The sequence below is a fragment of the Acinetobacter sp. YH12126 genome (assembly GCF_013418745.1).
Classification (GTDB): Bacteria; Pseudomonadota; Gammaproteobacteria; order Pseudomonadales; family Moraxellaceae; genus Acinetobacter; species Acinetobacter amyesii.
Window position 1 is genome coordinate 60,219 of record NZ_VPBM01000010.1, and the last position, 22,913, is coordinate 83,131.

Genomic DNA, 22,913 nt, shown 5'->3' on the forward strand with positions numbered 1-22,913 from the left:
GTTGTCACAATTTGTATTCCACTCTGCTTAGGCTATTTTAAAATCTTTAAGCATCTCATATTCAAAGTAACCCGAAGATAAATATGCATTCGCAAAATAAGCATGAACTCCATCATATGGCTAAACAACGGATAGTTACCCCGTTGTAACTACTCACTGCTGAATAGAGCCTTTAGGTTTTGCTTTACGCGCTTTCTCGCATAAAAAACCGTTCCTTAGAACGGTTTATAATCTGGCATTTCGGTATGCGGTGTTGCGATACATTTTTCAGTAAACTCAGCACGAATTTTTTCACGTGCTTTTTCAACATCAGTATTAATCTCAGCTTGCGGCAAGGCATAAACTTCATCAATGATGTTCAGGATAAATCCTTTGGTGGTTTCATCCTCAATTTTGTTGGCATGCTCAACTGCTTTGTCTTTTTCAATTGCATTTTGACGATCTAACATAATCGTACGTGCAGCATTACCTACACTGCGGCAGTAACCCTGCCACTGCTCTTCAGGGGTTAATGGTTTTTTTTCAGCACAGCCGACCAAAGCCACCATAACGGATAAAGCAAATAACTTTTTCATGAACTTCTCCTTACGAGGGGCAATATAAAAGATCGTAATGGATTTGTCATTTAAATTAGTCGTAGCCGAACAAACAAAAAAAGCCCTTTCGGGCCTTTTTTATGCGTTTGAATTAACCACAAGTTGCTTGAATAATCTTTTTATTGATTGGATTTACAGTGACGGTGACGCGCTCTACACGATAATCCATTGTTACTGGCTGCCCAGGTTTTACTAAACGGACAATTTGAGCTTGGCTAATCGCCTTGATCTGATCTTCAGTCAATTTTGCTTGACCAATCAGCGTCTTAGCCTTATCAGCTACACATTCAGTTTGGCTACTACGGAATAATGCCCACTCTTCAACCACTTGTCCGTTTGGCAGATGGCAATACCCGACCTGAGCATTTGCTTCATCACGAATTTCAAGCTTACCTTTTTGTTCTACACAATACTGGCTGGCTGGATTTGCCATACCAATTTTTTCTGATGTAGTTTCAGTTTGCTGTGTTGTGCTACAACCCGCCATAAATGCTGTCAGTGCAGCTAAAATCCATATATTTTTCATCAAGTCTATTTCTGAATATAAAAATTTAACTTACCAAGTTTGTGCCAAATAAACGAGTTGTTTATTGAAATTTTTAGTTGTCATTCCACTTTCTTTAATTAGGCAGCAATGTGCCCTATGTTCAAAATACAGAACGTCATTTTCTTTGAACTGATGATGATTTTTGCAATATTTAAAACGACTAAACTTGTCGCAGCTTTGATTTTAAAGGTTTTATAAATTTGAAAAATGACCTGCTCAACGCGTATGCTAAAAAAGTACTTTTCTTCAAACACGCCACGTTGCGTAGGAGCAAAATATGTCAAAAAAACTGCCGATTTATTTTTCGGACGAAGCTTGGTCGTCTTTGCAACAGCTCATGGGCGCAGATGGCAAACCCAGTCCCACCATCAATGCCCTGCTTGAAAGGCAATCTCAAGAACTATCTATGGATCCATTTTTGGATTCTTCGCTCAATGTTCAGCCTGTTCAGAAAAATACCCGTATTGAACTTCCCGTTGCCTTGGAACGTATTCCTGCTGGCCCAGCTTTCGCCAATAAAGATGTTTTTGAAAAAGCCTTAGACCTAAATGATTATTTGGTAATTAACCCGCTCGCTACATTTATTGCGCATGTCGATAGCGAGTCTTTACTCAACGCCGGCTTTGAAATTAATGATACTTTTTTAGTCGATCGTAGCTTAGAAGCCAAACATGGCGATATCGTGGTTGCACTGATTGATAATCGTGAAATCACCTTAAAGCGATTGATGATCACCGCAAAAATGTCAAAAGAAGAAATTGCCGACATTTTTGGTGACCCCAATAAAGTCTTACCCAAAATTTGGCTAAAAGCAGAAAATCCAGCCTATGCGCATATTATCCCTTCAGATAGCGAATCTATCGTTGTTCAGGGTGTCGTGACCTTTAATTTAAAGCAATTTTATAAGCGCTCATCACACACCTAAACACAAGAATTCACAATGAAAGCTGCAAATAAAATATTTGCGTTAGTTGACCTTAACAACTGCTACGTCAGTTGTGAGCGTGTCTTTAACCCAAAGCTCAATAATGTCCCTGTCGTCGTGCTGTCCAATAACGATGGCTGTGTTGTATCCCGAAGTCAGGAAGCCAAAGACCTCGGGATTAAAATGGCTGTGCCAGTCTATCAAATTCAGGATTTAATCCAACAGCATCATGTTCAGGTGTTGTCGAGTAACTATGCTCTCTACACCGAAATGTCGAATCGATTTATGAATATTTTAGGCCTGTATGTCGGCCCCGAAGACCGTGAAGTTTACTCGATCGATGAGTGTTTTTTAGATTTCACTGCCTATCAAGAACTGTTTGATTTGAGCCTATATGCCAAAGAAATACGAGATACGATCCTAAAATGGCTAGGTTTAACCTGCTGTGTCGGGATTGGTCGCTCTAAAACGGAAGCCAAAATGGCCAACCATTTTGCCAAAAAAATGCTTATTTGAACGGTGTGTGCAATTTAGTTGAAATGGACCCTTGTTCCTCAGAACAACTCCTTGCGCAGACACCAGTCAATGAAGTTTGGGGCGTCGGTCGCAATCATACAAAAGCCCTGAATCAGCTTGGCATTCATTATGTTTTAGATCTGATCAATGCACAGCCTAAAGATATTCGAAAAAAATTTAGTGTGGTGATGGAAAAAACCGTCTTGGAACTGCAAGGTCTATCTTGTCTGTCTATTGAAGAAGAAGCACCGAGCAAACAGCAAATTATCAGTAGTCGTTCCTATGGTCAGCCAGTCTACGAACTGGAAGATATTAAGGCCTCTATTCGTGTATATATCGCGCGAGCCGTCACACGTTTAAGAGCAGATCATTCTCTATGTCGTATGGTGGGAGTTTTTATTCAAACGAGTCGCTTTAATTCTGCTGAAAAATACGCACCTTATCTGGCCATTACACTGAATGAGCATACCGATGACTTAATTAGTATCACCCAAGCAGCAACGCGTGCCGCCGAAAAAATCTTTAGAGCGGGATTTAAATATAAAAAAGCCGGTGTAGTGTTATTAGAAATCATTCCAAAACAAAATTTTACCCCAGATTTGTTTTGCGATATGGCGTTAAGACAAAGCCGTTTGAAACTGTCCGACACCATCGACGATATTCAAAAAAAATTTGGGCATCATTTTGTCTCGATCGGCTTAGCGCAGGACGATGCTGCAACATGGCGGATGAAGAAAAATCTGTGTTCCCCCGCTTATCTGAGTAATTGGAACGAACTGCTCCGTGTGAAATAAAACGTTTGATTGAAACGCTACGCTGTAGTGGCGCTGTTAATGTCTGCTGTGTTAACCGAAATGATCATTTGCAATTGCTGAATATTTATTTAGTATTTAAATGAATATTCATTTGTATATTCTCCTATTTTAAATTATGTCTGATGTTCAATTAACGCTGAGCGAATACCTATCTGCGGTCAAAGAAGTCATTCAATTGGCTTTTGATGATGCCGTGTGGGTCAAAGCCGAGATTCGAAATTTAAACATCAAAGGTGGACATTACTATTTAGAATTGGCTGAAAAAGAACAAGAAAGTGATAGAGTCATTGCCAGTTGTAAGGCCACAATTTGGAAATTTACTGCAAATAAAGTTGTCGGAAAATTTGAACGTGAAAGCGGCATTGAGCTCAGTCGTGACTTAAATGTCTTGGTTAAAGTGCGTGCCAAATTTGACCCGCAGTATGGTTTTTCGGTCAATATCGAAGAAATTGATTCGAGTTTTACTTTGGGTGATCTGGCTCGACGTTATCAACAAATTTTAGAGAAACTCACCAGCGAAGGTCTGATTCATAAAAATCGAAACTTGCCTACGCCATTTGATATTCAGCATGTCTTGGTTATCGCACCTGAAAATGCAGCAGGCTTAGGTGACTTTAAAAAAGATGCAGATGCGTTACAACATGCTGGCTTGTGTGAATTTGTCTATCATGCTGCAACCTTTCAAGGAAATACCGCAGCACAAAGTATCCGAGATGCTTTAGCACTGGGTTTAAGACAATGGGCCAATGACTTTCAAACTGCGCCAGATTTGATCGTGATTATTCGTGGTGGCGGTGCTGTTAACGATCTTGCTTATCTGAATGATTATGATTTGGCTGCACTTTTATCTAAGCGTAGCGTGCCAATTTGGGTCGGTATCGGCCATGAAAAAGACCGCACGATCTTAGATGAAGTTGCACATCGCTCTTTCGACACCCCGAGTAAAGTGATTGGGGGGATTCGTAATCATATAGTTGAGCGAACACAAGAAGTTTTAGAGGCCTTACAAAGCATTCAACTGCGCTCTCAACATCAAATTGCTCTGTATCAAAGTCAAAATGATCAGTTGCTACAGGTCATAAAGACCTTGGCACAGAGTCAAATCAATGACTCAACTCGGCTCTTACAGCAATACCAAGATAACACTGCTTATTTTGCTCAGTTACAACTTAAAACAGCTGCACAGAATATTGAAATACTCATGCGTGAGACTTTGTTGCAAAACCCTGCACATGTGCTCTCCAAAGGTTATGCCATCGTGCGGCAGCAAGGTCACGCCATTCGCGCAACGAAAAATCTTCAGCCTTCAACGCATTCACCGATTGAAATTGAAATGCAAGACGGCATCATCACGGCTGACATTCAACATATACAGGTAAAAAATCATGACGACTGATACTCTAAGTTTTAAAGAAGGCTATGAAGTTTTAAAACGTAATGCTGAATTACTCGAATCTCAGCAAGAACCCGACATTGATAATCTTATGAAAATCGTTGAAGAGTCGATGCAAGCCTATAAAGCCTGCAAGACTCGTGTTGAAGCAGTACAACAGGCACTGAATGATACGTTTAAAGATTGATTTCTCAGCTCATCATTTGCAAAAAAACGCAGCCTAAGCTGCGTTTTTTTGCTCAAATTTTGCTTCACTTAGAAGCGCCAATTATAGAACAAGTCGATTGCTCGTTCTAAAGACTGACTCGCTTCCAAGTACAAACGTTGATTCATTTGATAACGTAAGGTCAGTTTATTCACTGGTGTAAATACCCCGACACCATAACGAATGAATAAGTCAGGTGTGATATAACCCGTCACAGAAACCTGAGTATCATCTCCTGTTCCTTGAGCATCTAATGCCAAACCACTCAGACCAAATGTACGACCAATTTGATTGGTCAATGCACGTGTACCACCCAAGCCCATACTAATACCGGCTGCAGCAATCGTGTTGTTCACATCAGAACGGAAACCTTCCGCCTGACTTAAACCTGAACTTCCTTCATTGATACGACCTGTAATTAAGGCATTTAAGGCTTCTTGTTCAGATAGACCTGCATCGTTATACACCTGAATTGCAGGGCTTGATGCTGTACCTGTCACACGAACACCAACAGTACTGCCTTGCACGGCTTTATTGGCATCAATATCTAAAGTAGGGTTCGCCAATGGTCCATTAAAACGGGCAATCGCACGGTTCAAGTCCAGACTTTGACCATAAGCTTCGATTTTCACACGCTGAGAAACACCGATTGCACCATTGGCACGCATTGCTGTTTCTAATCCACGTTGTGTCAAATTCAAACGACCAATCAACGGAATTCGGCTATCAAAACCTTGGAAAATCACTTGATTACCAATATTCACCTGTACGTCAGCGCGAATATCCCAAGGACGTGCCGATTTTAAGATTTCAAGTTGATTATCACCTTCATGTACCACACGTACATCTGAAGATACCCCAACCACTGTTGCAGACGATTCTGGCATCGAAATTAATGCGCGCGGCACATCAATTTTACCTTTTAGGGTTAATTTCTTACTGAAAGGCAGCACATCTAAAGATAAATCAGGCGTTACAACAGCGGTGATCAATGGTGCTTGACGGACCAACATTTCATTACCCGTTAAATTCAACTGGATACGTGGATCATTTTTCCAGTCAATATTTCCGGTTAATTTGCCCACACCACGACCACTATTAAATGCACCATCAATCGTCGCGTAGTTTTGACGCACAGCAGAATACAACTGAATATTGGTCAAGTTTACAGGCAATGAAATCATGCTAATCGAGCCATTTTTCACTCGAATCTCACCATCCATTAAAGGCTGAGACAATGTTCCGCTAATTTTTGCCGCATAAGACAACGTACCGCCCATTGAACGGACATCTTGTATAAATGGTTTTAAGATTTTCAATTGAACTTGGTTAAAGGCCACTTCACCACGGATCGGTTTGTTGGCTTTATACGGGTCAATAATAATATTGGCATAACCTGTACCAATATCTGGAGCTTTGGTATCAAGTCGAATTTGTAGCCCTTCAGCGACACTTTTCGCAATCAAACCTACTTCATCATATTTTAAAGTAGATGCTAAATACTGTGGGTCTTCCGCTGCTAAACCCAGTAAACCATCACGAGTCACTAAACGTGCATCAATTTTAGGTTTTGCACCTTTCGCCCAAGACGCTTTCGCATAACCATTCACTTTACCCGTAATCGCCAGGCCTTCAGGCATAAATGCTGCAAAATCATTTAAGTCTAGGTTCTTTGTCACAAAAGATACATTGCCGCGGTTTTTATTCACACGAATCGGCTGATCAAAACATAATTCACTTTGCTGACTCATCCAACAATGTGCGCCAACAAATAAGTCAGACTGTGCAGTGTTGTAAATAATCGATGCATTTTGACGCTGCACAAGACGTGTACGCAAGGAGTCAAAATCGCCTTTTTGAATCTGACCAAGCCACTTATTTTGTGCGTTAAAACCACCAGCTAACTGCACATAAAATTTTGATAATTTATTTTCAGCACTGACTTTTAATAAATGCGCATTACGTGTTCCTGCTAGTGAAATTTGACCTTTCACAATCTCACGGTTGTTACTGCGTAAATTATCCATCGTTGCCGTTAATAAACTTGGTGAAGTCGCAGAAGTTGGCAACTCGCCTTGCACCCGTATTTTTTTCACACTGAATAAATTATTAAAAGCAAAATCATCTATTGCGATATTGGCAGATGCTTGCAGTCGTGGCTGTGCTTGAACATTTAAGTAGCCATAAGCACGTCCACGTAGGCCTGCATAAATTTCATATAACGCTGGTGCATTAATTTTCAATTGTAAATTTTGTGCATTACCAGTGGCTTGAATTTGGTTATTGGCATAAGCCAACAGCAAATTATTCGCTTCAAACTGTTTTGGCATAAAACCGGATTGATTTGAATTAATCACCATCGCCAAGTTACCTTGACCACGGACAGGTTTGTTATTGATCATACCTGCCAAATTCAGGCGTTCAATTTGAATACGTTTTAGCGCATCTGACCACACACCACTGGTTTTTAAATTTCCAGATAATTCACCCCGTACATTTGAGGCAAAGTAATGCGGCTTAAAATGCACCAGTGATGCATTGATATCCCAACCAATGGCTTTTTGTAGTAAAACTTGTCCATTAGCAGAAATTTTACCTGCCACGCCATCATGACGCAGCTCGGCTATTTTAATTAATTCAGGTGTACCCGATACTTTGAAAATCAAACTGCCTTTACTTGCAGCAACTTGGCTTGCATTAAGGCCACCATCATAATTCACAGCAAAAGCTTTAAAGCCTCCACCTTGTTTCTCATCATGGAAAGTCAGCGCAGCAGTAGATTGACCTGTTAAATGAACTGTTTCATTTTGCTGTGCTAGTCGGCCTAACAAATCAATATTATTCAGCTGAATAATCTGTTGATTTGGTTTTGCATAACCATTGGCTTTTAATGACCCTGTAATTTGATCGACAGGCGCAGCAGCTACGATGGTTTGCGGATTGAACTGCTGTGCTTGTACATTGGCTTGCCATTTCAGCATACGTTTTTGATCAGGTAATTCTACAACTGCGTTACCTTTGAGCTGACCTTTGTCGGCCACATAACTAAAGGCAGGGACATTGAGATTGTTATTTTTCAGATTGAGTTTGGCTTGATATTGTCCAGCAGGCAGAGCACCTTTTTCATGTCGTGACACGGTGGTCGCCACATTAATGTTTTGCTGACCTTCTGTAAGCGCCAATTGCACATTGCCCGAATCACTACTCAACCATCCAACATATGGCACTGCACGGTCTATATTTTTCCAAGACACATCCATCAGCATCGGCTGAGCTTTATTATTTTTAGCAGGCGCTTGATCGAGTTTTAAATTCCAAGTTTCATATTGATCAAAATCCACCAACGCCGTCAGGTGCATGCCTTTTTCAAGGGTGCCTTTAGACGCAATCTTACTGTTTAAATTTACAGGTAGAAAATCTTGAACCACCTGCGGAATCAACTTATGTTTTGGATTAATTTTATCTAAACGACCGCTTACATCCCAAGTAACCTGATCTTTCCAACTCACCACGCCGCCCAAATTGACAGCGCCGCTCATCACTTGACCATTTAGGTTAGTAATATCAAGTTGGTTGACCAAGTCCGTACTCATGAGCGCAGTATATTTACCCTCAGGAATATTGGCCCCGCTCAGGTCCGTATCTAAATCTAAATTGAGACGCTGAATATCCCCATTGAATTTTGCCAGACCATTTTTAGCAAAGAGCTTTTGCTCAGTCAGTAACGGTAAATGATAGTTTTTAAATTTGAGCGCACCAAACATCGGGACATGTGGACGCATCGGATGGACCACAGCCCAACCAGTTAAAAGATCTGGGGTATGGGTTGCCACACCAGCTTGAATCGTATCAAGAGATCCTTTAGCCACCACTTGAATATCATGAATGTTCAAGCTTTCACGTAGTGAAGGTAAATTGACAATACCCACAGCATTTAGCGGATACTTGCCTTCAAATTTCATATTCCCAGACGCTTGGCGCACAGATAAATAGCCCATATCCATACGGGTATCTTCAAATTTTAATTCCGTCCCAGACCAAAGCGCTTCATTTAATTCAATATCATAAAAATCCACACCTGAACTATGCGTTTTAATCAGCATATGATCTAGATCTGCATGATCGACACGAAGGACGAAAGGAAGACGGATTTCACTAAATGCAAAAGGTTTATCGCTAGGTGGGGTCTTGGTAATAATTTGCAGATTTTTAACATCTGCTTTATTTAAATGAATTTCTTTATTAATAATGGCGCGCCAACCGAGTGTAATATCGGCACGGTCAATTTTTACATCGACAGGTTTTAGCGTAACGAGGACATTTCGTAAAATAATGCCGCGCCACAGGTTACCACCTTCATATTCATAGTGAATGATTTGCTGACGTTCCAGAACACGGTCAAGTAAAAACTTACTGCCTTTGTCTGTAGAGAACATGACTGCTAATGCAGCCACCAAAAAGATAAGCACGAACACGAAGGTCAAAATGACACTTCGAAGAATACGACGCTTCTTCGGCAGTTGCTCTACCGGCGTTTCGTTTTCTGGTTCTTGCTGTTCTTGTTCAGTCATAAAAAACACATCACCTAAAAATTATAATTGTGAACCAATAAAGAAATGTAAACGAATTGGTTTGCTGTCGTCAGAAAGTCCGGTAGCGACATCTAAACGAATTGGGCCAATTGGAGAAGCCCAACGTATCCCCACACCGGCGCTATATGCAGTCGGTGTATTGAAGTCTTTATCGTACGCATTACCAAAGTCACTAAAGACCGCAGCACGCCAGCCTTCTTTAAATTGGTAGTTATATTCTAATGAACCCGTTGCCAAGACTTGACCACCAATTTTATAGCCATTTTCTTCGGCAGCTAAACTCTTATAGTCAAAGCCGCGAATGGTTTGGTCACCACCGGTAAAGTAGCGTAAGTTATAAGGAACTTTATCAAAGTTCTCTGTCAGAATATAACCTAAATCACTGCGCCCAACGACTTGGTGATTATCATTTTCACCCAATGAATAAATAAAGCGCCAGCCCGCATTCAAGATCGCCATATCAGCATCTGAAAGTAAGCTTTCACTTCCGACTTCAACTTTATAGGTTTGCTTGATCCCTTTACTCGGATTCACACGTTTATCAGAGTCGGTTCGAGAAATTTCATAGCCAAACATCAAGGACTGTTGTTCATTGTTGGTATTCACCAAGAATGCATCTGGAATGTCATCACTAGGACTTAGGCCGTCATCGGTAATACGGTCCAAACGGTAACGTAAACCAAAGGTATGCTGCCAACTACCACGTGGGTTTTTAATAATCCGGTCAACCCCAGCTACAGCAGATTCAATCGAAAGATTGACGCCTTGACCGACATCATCACGTTCTTCACGCTCATAACCACCGACCAAGCTGACATAGTCATTTAATGGATGGTTATATGGAATGTTATAGCGACCATCAATCGATTGACGGATTTTGGATACTTCCATGTTGGCGTCAAAAGAATGACCACGTTTGTTTACAATGGCACGACGATACTGGCCACGAACACGTGTACCGGTGTCGGTACCAAAACCAGCACCAATTTCTGCACTATTCAACTTATCTGCATTTAGTGTCACGATCACAGGGACTTTTTTATCTTCACGTGCTTGCGCTTTTAAACGTTCTTGTTCTGCTTGTTTGGCATCTTGCGTATCTTGCAAACTGCGTAATTTAGATGATTGCTCTGCATCATTCACCCCCGCAAATTGGTCTTCATCAACCACTTTTTGCGTGACTTCCTTATTCGACATCACTTCCGTTTTGTCTTTCACTACTTGTGAACTTTCAGACAACTGATTTTGATCGACCAAGGTCTGAATATCTGGTGGTAATTCAAGCGGTTTTTCAATCGGGTCTGGTCGAATCGCATCAACTAAGGTGTAGTTAAAATAGCGAGAGTTGGTCAGGTTATTGGCTAAACCATTTACACGCCAGAAAGTATAATCAGCACCATCTTTCCACGTCACTAAGCTTTCTAAAATATCGCGATCCAATGGAAACTCTGCATTAGGATCACTCATTCGAAATTCGACTTCGCCAAGCTTATAACGCTCACCCGTTTCAAATCGCAAATTGATATCGGCTGTATTTTGTGGTTGAGCCACTCTTACATCGTGCAAACGCCAGTACGAGTCGAAATAACCGTTATTAGTTGCTGCATCATTAATTCGGCCTTTCGTCGTTTCGTATTCACCATGATTAAGAATGTCACCTTCTTCCTGATCTGGTAAAACACCAATCACCTGAAACTGAGCTTGATTTGCTCCAGCCCCTGAAAATTCAATATTTTGCTTTTGAATTTGCACAGGCGTATTTGGTGTAACCAATACACGAACTTTACTATCAGACACTTTTTCAAATTTGAATTCTGACTGATAAAAACCTACAGCTTGTGCAGCTTGATTGGACAAGCTGCGTAATTGAGGCAAAGCCGATGGAAAATCGCTAAAAGACTCTTGAGTAAAACTTGAAAGCTTGCCTTTAATATTGGCTTTGAGATCTTCCAGCGCCGCACCGTAAGCCTTACTCGAAGTCTGACTGGTATTATGTGCTGAGGTAATTTCAACATCCGCACTAATTCGTGGCACTTTTGCCGTATTCATCTGACGTGGCGGACGCACTTTATATAATAAGCGCTTGAAAATACCCGGCTCTGCATCATCTTCCACAGTTGGATTATTCAGCTCTTGCAGCGTACTCGCATTTTCATTTTGTGTTGCAATAATTTCATTATCAGAGCGAATTTCACTCATGAGCTGATCAATATTGACTGGCGCTTGGTTAATTTCCGTTAACTCTTTTTGGGTAATATCCGCTACAGCAACTTCTGTTTGCTGTGTCGCACGGTACTCCTGCGCCTGACGTTTGGCTTCTTCAGCAACTTGGAAGATTTCATTCGCCATGTTTTGATCAACAGGTGTCACGGGTAAGTTTTCTAAATCTTCGAACTCAATGGGTTTAAATTCTTGTAGTTGTGCTCCTGCTTGCTGCTGTTCTTGCAGCATTTTCATGCTATCAACAGATTTTTCCGGCTCATTTATATTTTCAATTTTTTCAATTGCTTCAGGCGTCGACAGCCCTTGCTTTACAGCCTCATCCTTGATTTCAGCAACAATCTCTGCTTTTGTATCTGCAGAGGTTGGAACAGTTTCCGCGGGAGTTTGGGCGAAACTATGCTGAGCACACAAGGTCAAAAAGATGCTCATATATAGACTTTTATTGCTATGATGCTGTCGTATGCAGTGAGCCATACTGTGATGAAGCATTGTTTTTTTAAACTTGATTTTTGCAGGCATAGCAAACTCTAACAAATTTCATTATGTAATGGACTTAGTCAATCAGATGTAGAGCTAAAGATCTTATATCTATTGGTTTTTCGCCATCCCCAAACTCAAAAACATATTACATGATTTTTTTAGAGATTTTACCAATCACTCACATTTCTTAATAAAACTTAATGTAGCAAGACGCTTATGAATAACAACGAACATCTGCTAGGTACACGCCGTTTCCTGCCTATGTTTTTGACCCAATTTTTTGGGGCGCTCAATGACAATGTCTACAAACAGGCTTTATTGTTGGTCATCACCTATGGATTAATCCAACAACAGGCATTACCCATCAGCACGCTAAACAATCTAGCTGCATTATTGTTTATTTTACCCTACTTTATTTTTTCAGCGACAGCGGGACAGATCGCAGATAAGTTTGAACGTTCACAACTTGTCCGTGGCATCAAAATTTTAGAAATTATCATCATGATCATCGGCAGCATTGGCTTTCTGACCGGTCATTTATGGTTGTTATTGTTGGCTCTATTTTTGATGGGAACCCATTCGACATTTTTTGGTCCAATCAAATATGCGATTTTGCCTGAAATTTTAAAACCCAATGAGCTAATGTCAGGCAATGCGCTGTTCCAATCTGCAACATCCATGGCGATTTTATTCGGGATGATTTTGGGTGGTGCTGTGATTGCTTCATCACAAGGCAATTTATTGTGGATCAGCCTGACCGTAATGACCATCGCCATTTTAGGTTATATCACCAGTCGTTTTATTCTTAAGCAAAATGTCACTACACCAGATTTAAAAATCGATTGGAATTTTTTCCGAACTAGTTACCAAACCATCAAATACGCTAAAAGCTTGCCTTTAGTCTTCACAATTTTACTCGGTAATTCATGGTATTGGTTTTATGGTGCAACCTACCTCACCCAAATTCCACAAATGACTCAGCAAAATCTACATGCCTCTGAAAATGTCGTTAGCTTGCTATTGACCTTTTTCTCTGTCGGTGTGGGCGTAGGTTCATTGCTTTGTCGTAAATTGGGCGGCACTCAAGTCAATATTAAGATGGTTCCCATCGGTGCTGTCGGTTTAACGGTATTTGCACTGTATTTAGCGTTTAGTTTGACCCTCGTCCCGACTCAAACTGGCCCACTTATTACCCTTTCAGAAGTATTTCACCAAGGGTGGAGCTATTACCATGTAATGATCGCAGTGACTTTATTGGGGATTAGCGGTGGTTTTTACATTGTTCCACTATATGCCATGATGCAAGCCTATTCGCCTCGCTCACATCGTGCCCGTGTAGTTGCAGCAAACAACATTTTAAATGCTGTATTTATGGTATCTTCTGCTTTATTCTGTATTATTATTTTGAGCATATTACAGATTGATATTAAAATACTTTTCTGCACGACTGCTGTACTTAGCGCCATTTTCTGTATTTGGCTGTTAAAACGAATCAAACCTTTGCTTCAAACTACGCAAGTCTCTCTGGAGGATTAATCCATGCGTCAATTTACAGGTGTCGACAAACTTATTCACTCATTTGATCAAGCCTTACGTAGTTTAGTACCTGGGGCGACTGCCGCACATCGAGAAAACCCTGCTAACATTGAAGAAACACAATTAGCAGTGAGTGAAGCGCGTCATGTTGCAGGTTTAATGCGGGTCAATCATAGTGGTGAAGTATGTGCACAAGCGCTTTATCATGGCCAAGCCCTCACCGCGAAACTGCCAAATGTCCGCCGTGAAATGGAACACGCTGCGATTGAAGAACAAGATCATTTGGCTTGGTGTGAAGACCGCTTAAAAGAATTAGACAGCCATACCAGTCTGCTCAACCCTGTTTGGTACGGCCTTTCTTTTGGGATGGGTGCATTGGCAGGTATTGCCGGTGATCAATACAGCCTAGGTTTTGTCGCTGAAACTGAGCGTCAAGTGAGCCTGCATTTAGAAGATCACATCCGCCAACTTCCTGAACAAGACGAACGTTCACGTAAAATCTTAGTGCAAATGAATGAAGATGAGCTGCATCACCGTGATACAGCACTCAATGCAGGTGGTGTAGACCTTCCTGTTCCAGTTCGTATTGCCATGACTGGTATTTCAAAGCTGATGACCAAAACCAGTTATTACATTTAATGATTTTCTAATGATTGTCGCTAAGTTTTATAAATAGTGAAAAAAAAGCCTGCAATGATGCAGGCTTTTTTATGAGAAATCTTTTGACTTTAATACAATAATTCCTTCACCATCAAAACAGTTTATAGGCTGCCATCGACTTGGTGTAAACCAATCAAAATTCAAACTATAACGTTGTGCAGTGGACGGATAACCTGATCCCCCTAATTCAAGCAGCCATCCTGCCGGACAAATTTCCTTTTGGTTATTAATCACAACAGAATGATCATGTGCCAATTCCAGCAATAAATGACGATCCAGCTCAAATGCAATAACATCAAATCCAGCTATTTGAATAAGCTCTGGAAAACGAGCCGAAGTCAGACCTTGACGAATATCAGTCATCTGTTCAAGAGAATAGTTGGTTTCAAATGATCGGTTGATCCATGTCCCCTGAGGCAATATCACCTCACCATAAACTAAAGGTTGTTTAAGCTGAATAATAATTTGTGCCATATACTCTTGATAAGCACGATCTGATTGATGATTTGAAAAAGCAATCTCTGCATAACTCAAGAGAACAAAAATTGGAAAAATGAGTAAAGTCGATAGCCCCCATTTTACAGTTTTATCTAGTTTAGGATGATACTTGCTTAATTTCTGTTGTTTTTTCTGCCATGCATTCCAATACAACCAAGCAGGAATCACGAATATGACCAGCAACACCGAAAAACACATAATGATAAAGGCAATCGCACCCGCACCATAACCTAAGCCCATATTGCTCTCACTAAATATCCCTTTAAATCTTTTAATTATGTTTTGACGACTTTATCAGATCAAACACTTGCACTTTATCAATGTTGATGATGCTTACGCCACCACTTCAACACCGTATAGAGCACACGGAAGAATACGATACATAAAATAACGGCAATAACGATGTAAATATCTTGATGATAAGGCAGCATTTTCGCCCAAAATAGATGTAAATAATGACTGATTTGGAAGCCAATCGTTGCGACTAACATCGCCCAAATAAAACAGGCAACCAGATTAATCAGCACATATTTCCAAACAGGATAAGCACGCACACCGACTGCAATAGGTAAAATAGTTCTAAAACCCCAAGCAAAGCGCATAAATAAAATGGTCAAAATAGGATAACGTTCAATAAACTGGCTCGCACGATCGAATTTTTGTGCAAATTCTGCATTCGATTGGATAAGTTTTTGCCCATAGCGAGCGCCCATTTGATAATAAAACTGATCGCCAATAAAACTGCCTAGCATCGCCACCGCAATCAACATTGGAAAATGAAGTATGTGTTGATGGACGGCATAGGCGCCAATCATCAGCACTGTTTCTCCTTCAAACAATGTGCCAATAAAAATCGCAATATAGCCATAGTGCTGAATCAGATCAGTCCAGTTCATATCATTATTTTGAAGCTAAAAAGATAATGTAATCCTGCGACAGCCTATACGCTAGCGCATACCATGACAGGATTTGAATATTTTTGTTATTGTTTATCTAGCGTATTTAAGGTCAGTTTGAAATATCACTCATGTGCATTGAAAACATTTCGTTTTATTCGCTCAATCCACTAAAACTTTTTGACAACTCACCATAGGAAATTGATGTGCTGGATGTTCAAACATTTTATTTTTCCAAATGTCGAACATTGGAATTTTAACATCGAGTGCTAAAGGCAGTTTTTTCGGATTAAATTGCATGTGCGCTAAGCCTTCGCCCCACGCGATCAGATCCAGATCCAAAGCGATATTATGAGACGGACGAACACGACCTGAGTCTGCTTCCATTTTTTTCAGTAAGGTGCTGATTTCATCTACAGATAAACTGCTTTTCACCAAACAAGCTGCATTCCAATAATCCGCCCCAATGCCATCACGACAAGGAATCACATAAATTTTGGAAAATTCAGCATGACCCAAAGCCTGAATTTGACGTAAAGCCAGTTGAAAATGCGGTTTGGGATTGAAATTACTCGCCAGAGCTAGGGCGAAAATCGTTTCGGTGGCGTTCAAGACGAATTCCTACAGAATTGGCTTGCGCGATAATGGCAGGCTTCCGGATGGTAATCATAATAGATTCAATGCTGTCATAGGTAGCAAAAAGTGCATCAATCACCAGTTTTGCTGCATGTTCGATCAATTTAGGTTGAGCAGTTTGAATGACTTTGGCTGATATTTCGCAAATTTCAGCATAATTCAAGGTATCTTCAAGCTCATCTGACTGAGCCGCCTGCGCTAAACTGGTTTGAATATTGAGGTCGAGCATCAAAGGCTGAATAATTTGACGCTCCCAATTGAAACAGCCGACTACAGTTTCAACTTTCAAACCTTCAATGATAATTGCGTCCATTCTTACACTCAAAATAAAATCTTAAACATCGATAAAATCCTCCTGTTTAAGCAAGAGGATTTTATTTATATCTTGCGGCTAAATTATTGCTTCAACAATAAATTAGGATCCATAGTCTGCACCATCTGAATACGCTGGTCTGCATAAATATCGGTATATGGCGCAAGGATGCGCATAAAGCGATCGAAGTACAACATTTGTTTGAATAATAAAGCGAAGTCACGTGGGAAGCGAATACCATGACGCTCTCCGACTTGTACCATATCCATCATGATGTCATTCAAATCGGCAGGATTCGAGGTTAATAACTCTTGCGGATCGGCCAAAAGCACACCGCTAAATAAGCGCTCTAAGTCGGCAGCTAAGACTTGTGTGTCAATTTTGACAGCCGTCATGCCCATTTTCAGCATATTTTCAGCCATCAAGTTGTAGTCAGTTTTTTGTAGGGCATCCATAAACGCAATACATGCTGTCCACACTTCAGGTTTCAACTGGCCCACGATACCAAAATCGATGAAGCCTACTCGACCATCTTCTAGCAGCATCAGGTTGCCTGCATGTAAGTCTGCATGGAAACTGTTACATAACATCAAGCTGCCAAACCATGTATTCATCGCTGTCACCAAAACTTGCGATGGATCTTTAGCGACTTTCTTGACCACGTCAAAATCGGTCAATGGCACGCCGTATAAACGTTCCATGGTTAAGACACGACGTGTTGAATATTGGTGATAAACCTTTGGTGCTGTTGCGGCTTTGTTTTGAGTTACGTTCAGATAATTCACAAAGTCGTCAAGATTTTGAGCTTCTTCAATAAAGTCCACCTCACGTACCATGCGAACTTTAATTTCTTCAACGATATCTGCAAGTGAAGCAAATTTGACTTTGGGTACAGCTTTTTCGACCAGTTTAGTAGCCCAATGTAAGACGTTTAAATCTGTATAGAGAATCGTCTCGACACCCGGTTTTTGCACCTTAATAACAACATTTTCACCAGTGACCAATTTAGCGGCATGCACCTGTGCAATCGATGCAGAAGCCAAAGGCTTTTCATCAATTGAAGCAAATATTTCATCTAAATTACGACCAGCAAATTCTGAAGCCAATACCTGCTGCACATAACTAAACGGCAATGACGGTGTCTGATCTAAACAGCCTTGGAACTCTTCGACATATTCACGCGGAAATAAAGAAGGTGTACTGGCAATAAATTGACCCAATTTAATATAGGTTGAACCTAGTGATTCAAAAGTTTCACGCATTAATTTTGCGTTACTTGGTTTTTCAGTTGCATATTTAAAGCCGGCTTTTGCCGCAACGACAGCGGTCTCACCCATGCGGGCAACCGAGCGAATTCCATCTAACCAGATATTGTTTTTCATAATGTCTTAGAAAAAAATAATTAACGTGAGTGTAGCAAAAAAATAAGGACTTGCTGCTTTATCTTGCCTGACAGATTGGACAATCGGGATCTTTTTCAAAAGCGAGAATTTTTTGCTTCATTGACCGACCGTCCCACAACAAAAGCTTTTGTTTCAGTGCTGTCGTCCCCAAACCCAAATAGAGTAAGGCATGATGTGCTTGCAAACTTGCCATAACATTTGGTGTCGTTGCAAGTACACCCGAGTCTGCACAGCGTAAACTTTCACTGGCATGTTGTTCTTTTGGAAATAAACATTCATAACAAGCAGCATCGGCTTCAACCATAAATAACTGCCCTTGAAAGCCAATTGCAGAAGCACTAATCAGCGCCACATTATTTTCCACACAGCTTGTGTTAACCAAATACCGTGTACTGAAATTATCACAACCGTCGAGAACCAAATCTTGTTGTGAAATCAACGCCTTTGCGTTGCTTTCATCTAATTTTGTGGTATAGCTTTGCACTCGGATATGCGGGTTAATCGCTTGTAAGCGTTTAGCCAAAATTTCCGATTTATAAAAACCTACGTCATTTTTGGTATACGCGATTTGTCGTTGTAAATTACTGATTTCAATTCGATCTGCATCGATTAAAGTAATTTGTCCGACGCCTGCACGTGCCAATAATTCGGCTGTGGTACACCCAATTCCACCACACCCTACGATGAGTACATTGGCAAGTTTTAGCTTCTCTTGTGCATCGATGTCCCATCCATCAAGTAATATTTGACGGCTGTATAAATGCATTTCATCATCACTTAATTCAAATTCAGATGTTGATTCATTCGATTTAAACGTAGACAAAGTATTTCCTTATTAAAATTCGTCAAGCATAAAAAATGGGCGAGTTTATATCGCACGCAAAAGATTAAAACACCGATATCCATCAAATGTTGTTCGAGTACAAACCCGAAACAGTGTAAAAACACCCTGCTATTTGAGCAAGACAATATACAGCTTAAAGTTAAAATAAATGCTCTGTAGACATGGTATTTTTCTTAGTTAGCGTATCTTCAATTACACAATTTAAAATACAGTATCTCAAACACCTTAGTATGTAGAAACATCATAGAGGTATAGCGTATACATGTTTTAAAAATAATAAATATAGTTATATTTTTAACCATATTTAGTTGCACTAGAGCTGCTTACATTAGATTCATTTTAATGATTCTTTTCTACCTTAGCCTCAAAAAATAAAACTTAATTCAAGACATTTTAAGCGTTTATGTATGCAAAGAGATTTAATCCGTAGGTATATGTATGAATTCAGTGAGAATTAAATTAGATCTCTTTCATAAATCAAAAAACGATCTTCTTTTTGGTTAATATTTGCACTCCGGATTTCTTAGCATTCGTGCATAATCTGCGGATGAAATACATCGATTCAAACAAGCTTTCTGATCCTCAGTTCAAGCGATACACAGGCATCTCATGGTCAACTTTCTATTTGATGGTTGAGCAATTGAAGAAACATGTCCCTGCCAAAGGCAGACCGCCCAAGTTAAGCCTGGAAGACCAGGTTCTGCTCTGTCTAAGCTATTGGCGGGAATACCCAACCTTATTTCACGTTGCGACGAGCTACGGGGTTTCAGAGCCCACAGCCTCAAGAATTGTCCGTCATGTTGAAGACTGCCTGATTCGGTCCAATCTCTTTAATTTACCCAAAGATTTACCCGAGGGCGAAGGCATCGATTGGAATGTTGTGATCGTGGATGCCACAGAAATTCCAATCCAAAGGCCTAAAAAAACAGAAGAAAAGCTATAGCGGCAAGAAAAAGACCCACACTTTCAAAGTACAGGCCATCATTCATTATCAAACTCAAAAAATCCTGAGTTTATGTACGAGTCGTGGTGCCGTACATGATTTCGAACTCTTCAAACGTAACTTGAATCAGATTCCTGCAGGTGCATTTATCCTTGCGGATAAGGGTTATCAGGGAATTTATATAGTGTATCCAAATAGCTTGTTGCCATTAAAAGCAAAGAAGCGCTGTAAACTGGATTCCGAACTAAAAATCTATAATCAGGAAATCAATAAAAGAAGAATTGGAATTGAGCATGTATTTGGCAGTTTGAAAACCTTCAAAATTCTTGCTGAGCGATATCGCAATCGAGGCAAAAGACTAGCATTAAGATTCAATCTAATTGCTGGAATTTATAACTTGGAGCTGAGTGAAAAATGACTTATGAAAGAAATCTATTGCTGACACAATATGTTAGATAAACTTATGAGCTAACACACATTATTCAAATACTTTGTGCTCAGTCATATTTACCCCTTTACCCCAAAGTGATTACTTAAAAGTGGAGAATAAAATGTCACAAGAATACGTTGAACAAGATCAGCGACAAAAATTATGGGAACTCATTAAAGACGTGCGTTTCACCATGATTAGCCATGTTACTGACAAGCAAGAAATTCATTCTCAACCCATGACCATGCTTAATTCTGATAAGATGAATGAGCATGAAAATATCTATTTTCTTATGAAAGAAAATAATGACCTTGTAGAGGCAGTCAATGCAGGTCGTAATCATCTTGGATTAGCATTCGCTAAATCTTCAGACGATATTTATGTATCAATTAGTGCTCATGGAGAAATCAGTACAGATGCGGCCCTAATCGATAAATTATGGAATCCTTGGGCTGAAAACTGGTTCGATGGCAAGACTGATCCTACTGTTCGCGTTTTGATAGCTAATGCTATTAGTGCAGAATTTTGGAATGTCAAAGACAATAAAGTCACCCATTTATTCAAAGTTTTGAAGGGCAATTTAACGGGTAAAACTCAAGAACTTGATACTGAACATAATACCCTGAACTTAAAATAAATGATTTTATTGATTTGAATGAATGCTTTAATTTTAGGTTAATTTGGATTGTCCCATAGTTAGTCAAATACATATATGATCTCGAATGAATGGTTTCACCAGCTCAAACATCAATTTAAAAAAGGCTGCATCATGCAGCCTTTCTTGCGTATATAAATTGACTCAACTGACCTTTTGAATTAATTGAGCTTTGGCCACTTCTTGTTGCTTCAACAGATTACGTTGGATTTTTCCACTCGATGTTTTAGGCAACCCATCTACAAATTCAATTTCTTTTGGATAAGCATGCTTGGATAAACGAGATCGTACATAAGCTTGTAGCTTATCCATGAGTTCTGAACTTGCTTGATATTGTGGTTTCAATACCACAAAAGCTTTGACTAATTCTGTACGCTCAGGATCAGGCTTACCGACAACTGCCGATTCTAAAACCTCTTCGCACTCTAATAATGTGCTTTCCACATCGAAAGGCCCTACACGATAGCCTGACGTTGTAATGACATCGTCAGCACGACCCACAAAATCAATGCCGCCTTCTTCATTTAACCTAACAGTATCACCAGTTAAATAGTAGTTCCCGACAAAGGCTTTACGGTTATTGCCGCCATAGCCCGTGAACCACATGAGTGGAGATTGCGACCAGTCTAATGCTAATGTTCCAATCCCACCACGTTCAATTTCTTGGTGGTCTTTATTGAGCACCGCGAAACGATGACCCGGTATAGCAAAACCGGCTGAACCCACTTTTTTGTAGTGTTCTAAAGCGTGATGATTTGCAATCACCATACCGAGTTCTGTTTGCCCATATTGGTCATAAATATTGACGTTTAAGTCGTGATTAAACCATTGAATCACTTCAGGCGTTAGCGGCTCACCTGCGCTACTCACAACCCGTAAATGTGATTTTATGGATGCGTCAAATTTTTCTTTGAAGCCAAAGAACATACGAAAAGCCGTTGGAGAACCGGTCAAATTACTGACTTTATATTTTTTGATGACTTGAAGTGCATGATCAACACTAAAAGCCCGTTCATCCATAATAATGCTGTGTCCTAAACTTAATGGCCCTGCAATTCCATAGTACAAACCATAAGCCCAACCCGGATCTGCCAAATTCCAAAATGAATCTTCATCACGCAAATCAACCGCATGTGTCATATACCCTTTAAATGCCAATAACGCTTTGTGTGGCACAGGTACAGACTTGGCCAAACCGGTCGTTCCCGATGTAAACATCATTAAAAATTCATCGTCAAATGAACGGGGAACTGAGTTAAATGTGGCGTCATGCAATTGCAACTCTGACCAAAAGTCAGGATCTGTCTGAATCGCTTGATCGGCATGTACAGTTAAAATATGCGGTAAATCAATATAATTGAGTTTTGAGCGTTGTTCAGTGTTGGTTACAATCAGCTTTGTTCCCGCAGTTTGCACCCGATGTTCAATCGCTTTGGACTCAAATGCAGTAAATAACGGTTGATAAATTGCCCCTATACGCCATGTTGCCAATACGGTGATCAATAACTCTGCTGTACGGGGTAATAGACCTGCAATGCAATCACCTGCTTTCAGTCCAATGCGCTGATAATAATTCGCCAATTGTGCAGAAGCTAAATCTAATTGCTCAAAAGTCCATTGTTCAGATTCACCATTTTTACCTTCCCAGATCAGTGCAGTTCGATTTTGCCCAACATAGCGCCCACAACATTCATCATAAGCATTGATTGAACTTGGCGTACCGACCAATTGTTCTGCAACCATTTTTTCAAAATTAAAATCACGATATGCTTGTTCTAGTGTCTTCATGACGACAATTCCTATCCTG

19 protein-coding genes and 1 pseudogene are annotated in these 22,913 nt (G+C 40.2%); 9 read left to right on the plus strand and 11 right to left on the minus strand.

Annotation, left to right across the window (positions count from 1 at the left end; translation table 11 throughout):
- Nucleotides 1–215 precede the first annotated feature (215 nt).
- Nucleotides 216–575, minus strand: a complete 360-nt coding sequence (locus FTU62_RS09165) for a hypothetical protein (protein WP_078193938.1) — start codon at nt 573–575, stop codon at nt 216–218.
- Between the two features lie 112 nt (nt 576–687).
- On the minus strand, nt 688–1,122 hold the full coding sequence (locus FTU62_RS09170) for an I78 family peptidase inhibitor (RefSeq protein ID WP_078193939.1): 435 nt from the start codon (nt 1,120–1,122) through the stop codon (nt 688–690).
- A gap of 298 nt (nt 1,123–1,420) precedes the next feature.
- Here FTU62_RS09170 and FTU62_RS09175 point away from each other — a divergent pair, with 298 nt between their 5' ends.
- From FTU62_RS09175 to xseB, 4 genes and pseudogenes are all read left to right on the plus strand, one after another.
- Nucleotides 1,421–2,068, plus strand: coding sequence for a LexA family transcriptional regulator (locus FTU62_RS09175; protein ID WP_111884977.1), 648 nt, complete (start codon nt 1,421–1,423; stop codon nt 2,066–2,068).
- A gap of 15 nt (nt 2,069–2,083) precedes the next feature.
- Nucleotides 2,084–3,378: pseudogene (locus FTU62_RS09180) on the plus strand (Y-family DNA polymerase).
- Nucleotides 3,379–3,514: 136 nt separating this feature from the next.
- Complete coding sequence (gene xseA, locus FTU62_RS09185) at nt 3,515–4,795, plus strand: exodeoxyribonuclease VII large subunit (protein ID WP_180102488.1); 1,281 nt, start codon at nt 3,515–3,517, stop codon at nt 4,793–4,795.
- On the plus strand, nt 4,785–4,979 hold the full coding sequence (gene xseB, locus FTU62_RS09190; protein WP_078188551.1) for an exodeoxyribonuclease VII small subunit: 195 nt from the start codon (nt 4,785–4,787) through the stop codon (nt 4,977–4,979). Before xseA ends, xseB begins: the two co-directional genes overlap by 11 nt.
- A gap of 68 nt (nt 4,980–5,047) precedes the next feature.
- Here the strand turns inward: xseB and FTU62_RS09195 are convergent, their stop codons facing one another.
- On the minus strand, nt 5,048–9,568 hold the full coding sequence (locus FTU62_RS09195; protein WP_180102489.1) for a translocation/assembly module TamB domain-containing protein: 4,521 nt from the start codon (nt 9,566–9,568) through the stop codon (nt 5,048–5,050).
- Between the two features lie 21 nt (nt 9,569–9,589).
- The gene (locus FTU62_RS09200; RefSeq protein ID WP_180102490.1) at nt 9,590–12,331 is read right to left on the minus strand and encodes an autotransporter assembly complex family protein; all 2,742 of its coding nucleotides are present in this window, start codon (nt 12,329–12,331) and stop codon (nt 9,590–9,592) included.
- 177 nt (nt 12,332–12,508) lie between these two features.
- On the opposite strand from FTU62_RS09200, the gene FTU62_RS09205 reads away from it, so the two are divergent.
- Together FTU62_RS09205 and coq7 are read left to right on the plus strand one after the other, a co-directional pair.
- Nucleotides 12,509–13,828 carry an MFS transporter gene (locus tag FTU62_RS09205; RefSeq protein WP_180102491.1) on the plus strand — a complete coding sequence of 440 codons (1,320 nt, stop codon included), beginning with the start codon at nt 12,509–12,511 and terminating at the stop codon, nt 13,826–13,828.
- 3 nt (nt 13,829–13,831) lie between these two features.
- Entirely contained in the window at nt 13,832–14,467 is a 636-nt protein-coding gene (gene coq7, locus FTU62_RS09210; protein ID WP_180102492.1) for a 2-polyprenyl-3-methyl-6-methoxy-1,4-benzoquinone monooxygenase, read from the plus strand.
- A 69-nt stretch (nt 14,468–14,536) separates the two neighbouring features.
- On the opposite strand, the gene FTU62_RS09215 is transcribed toward coq7, so the two are convergent.
- The 6 genes from FTU62_RS09215 to FTU62_RS09240 form a co-directional block, all read right to left on the minus strand.
- The gene (locus FTU62_RS09215; RefSeq protein WP_180102493.1) at nt 14,537–15,226 is read right to left on the minus strand and encodes a hypothetical protein; all 690 of its coding nucleotides are present in this window, start codon (nt 15,224–15,226) and stop codon (nt 14,537–14,539) included.
- 77 nt (nt 15,227–15,303) lie between these two features.
- Complete coding sequence (locus FTU62_RS09220; RefSeq protein ID WP_257220684.1) at nt 15,304–15,882, minus strand: DedA family protein; 579 nt, start codon at nt 15,880–15,882, stop codon at nt 15,304–15,306.
- Nucleotides 15,883–16,044: 162 nt separating this feature from the next.
- Nucleotides 16,045–16,494 (minus strand): 2-amino-4-hydroxy-6-hydroxymethyldihydropteridine diphosphokinase, encoded by a 450-nt coding sequence (locus FTU62_RS09225; protein ID WP_180102494.1) that lies wholly within the window; start codon nt 16,492–16,494, stop codon nt 16,045–16,047.
- Nucleotides 16,451–16,831, minus strand: coding sequence for a dihydroneopterin aldolase (gene folB, locus FTU62_RS09230; RefSeq protein WP_111884985.1), 381 nt, complete (start codon nt 16,829–16,831; stop codon nt 16,451–16,453). The genes FTU62_RS09225 and folB overlap by 44 nt, the downstream gene beginning before the upstream one ends.
- Before the next feature lie 83 nt (nt 16,832–16,914).
- Nucleotides 16,915–18,213, minus strand: coding sequence for an AarF/ABC1/UbiB kinase family protein (locus FTU62_RS09235; RefSeq protein ID WP_180040380.1), 1,299 nt, complete (start codon nt 18,211–18,213; stop codon nt 16,915–16,917).
- Between the two features lie 58 nt (nt 18,214–18,271).
- The gene (locus tag FTU62_RS09240) at nt 18,272–19,000 is read right to left on the minus strand and encodes a HesA/MoeB/ThiF family protein (protein WP_180102522.1); all 729 of its coding nucleotides are present in this window, start codon (nt 18,998–19,000) and stop codon (nt 18,272–18,274) included.
- A 625-nt stretch (nt 19,001–19,625) separates the two neighbouring features.
- Here FTU62_RS09240 and FTU62_RS09245 point away from each other — a divergent pair.
- The 3 genes from FTU62_RS09245 to FTU62_RS09255 all read left to right on the plus strand — a co-directional run bounded on the left by FTU62_RS09245 (nt 19,626) and on the right by FTU62_RS09255 (nt 21,088).
- Nucleotides 19,626–20,021 (plus strand): transposase family protein, encoded by a 396-nt coding sequence (locus FTU62_RS09245; RefSeq protein WP_180102495.1) that lies wholly within the window; start codon nt 19,626–19,628, stop codon nt 20,019–20,021.
- Nucleotides 19,969–20,439 (plus strand): transposase family protein, encoded by a 471-nt coding sequence (locus FTU62_RS09250; protein WP_180102496.1) that lies wholly within the window; start codon nt 19,969–19,971, stop codon nt 20,437–20,439. Before FTU62_RS09245 ends, FTU62_RS09250 begins: the two co-directional genes overlap by 53 nt.
- 133 nt (nt 20,440–20,572) lie before the next feature.
- Entirely contained in the window at nt 20,573–21,088 is a 516-nt protein-coding gene (locus FTU62_RS09255; protein WP_180026408.1) for a pyridoxamine 5'-phosphate oxidase family protein, read from the plus strand.
- 162 nt (nt 21,089–21,250) lie between these two features.
- Here the strand turns inward: FTU62_RS09255 and FTU62_RS09260 are convergent, their stop codons facing one another.
- Entirely contained in the window at nt 21,251–22,894 is a 1,644-nt protein-coding gene (locus FTU62_RS09260; RefSeq protein WP_180102497.1) for an AMP-binding protein, read from the minus strand.
- Nucleotides 22,895–22,913 lie beyond the last annotated feature (19 nt).

Coding starts and splice junctions, on each gene's coding strand:
- FTU62_RS09165 (WP_078193938.1), bottom strand. CDS start 575: ATGAAAAAGTTATTTGCTTTATCCGTTATGGTGGCTTTGGTCGGCTGT.
- FTU62_RS09170 (WP_078193939.1), bottom strand. CDS start 1,122: ATGAAAAATATATGGATTTTAGCTGCACTGACAGCATTTATGGCGGGT.
- FTU62_RS09175 (WP_111884977.1), top strand. CDS start 1,421: ATGTCAAAAAAACTGCCGATTTATTTTTCGGACGAAGCTTGGTCGTCT.
- xseA (WP_180102488.1), top strand. CDS start 3,515: ATGTCTGATGTTCAATTAACGCTGAGCGAATACCTATCTGCGGTCAAA.
- xseB (WP_078188551.1), top strand. CDS start 4,785: ATGACGACTGATACTCTAAGTTTTAAAGAAGGCTATGAAGTTTTAAAA.
- FTU62_RS09195 (WP_180102489.1), bottom strand. CDS start 9,568: ATGACTGAACAAGAACAGCAAGAACCAGAAAACGAAACGCCGGTAGAG.
- FTU62_RS09200 (WP_180102490.1), bottom strand. CDS start 12,331: ATGCCTGCAAAAATCAAGTTTAAAAAAACAATGCTTCATCACAGTATG.
- FTU62_RS09205 (WP_180102491.1), top strand. CDS start 12,509: ATGAATAACAACGAACATCTGCTAGGTACACGCCGTTTCCTGCCTATG.
- coq7 (WP_180102492.1), top strand. CDS start 13,832: ATGCGTCAATTTACAGGTGTCGACAAACTTATTCACTCATTTGATCAA.
- FTU62_RS09215 (WP_180102493.1), bottom strand. CDS start 15,226: ATGGGCTTAGGTTATGGTGCGGGTGCGATTGCCTTTATCATTATGTGT.
- FTU62_RS09220 (WP_257220684.1), bottom strand. CDS start 15,882: ATGAACTGGACTGATCTGATTCAGCACTATGGCTATATTGCGATTTTT.
- folB (WP_111884985.1), bottom strand. CDS start 16,831: ATGGACGCAATTATCATTGAAGGTTTGAAAGTTGAAACTGTAGTCGGC.
- FTU62_RS09235 (WP_180040380.1), bottom strand. CDS start 18,213: ATGAAAAACAATATCTGGTTAGATGGAATTCGCTCGGTTGCCCGCATG.
- FTU62_RS09240 (WP_180102522.1), bottom strand. CDS start 19,000: ATGCATTTATACAGCCGTCAAATATTACTTGATGGATGGGACATCGAT.
- FTU62_RS09245 (WP_180102495.1), top strand. CDS start 19,626: ATGAAATACATCGATTCAAACAAGCTTTCTGATCCTCAGTTCAAGCGA.
- FTU62_RS09250 (WP_180102496.1), top strand. CDS start 19,969: ATGCCACAGAAATTCCAATCCAAAGGCCTAAAAAAACAGAAGAAAAGC.
- FTU62_RS09255 (WP_180026408.1), top strand. CDS start 20,573: ATGTCACAAGAATACGTTGAACAAGATCAGCGACAAAAATTATGGGAA.
- FTU62_RS09260 (WP_180102497.1), bottom strand. CDS start 22,894: ATGAAGACACTAGAACAAGCATATCGTGATTTTAATTTTGAAAAAATG.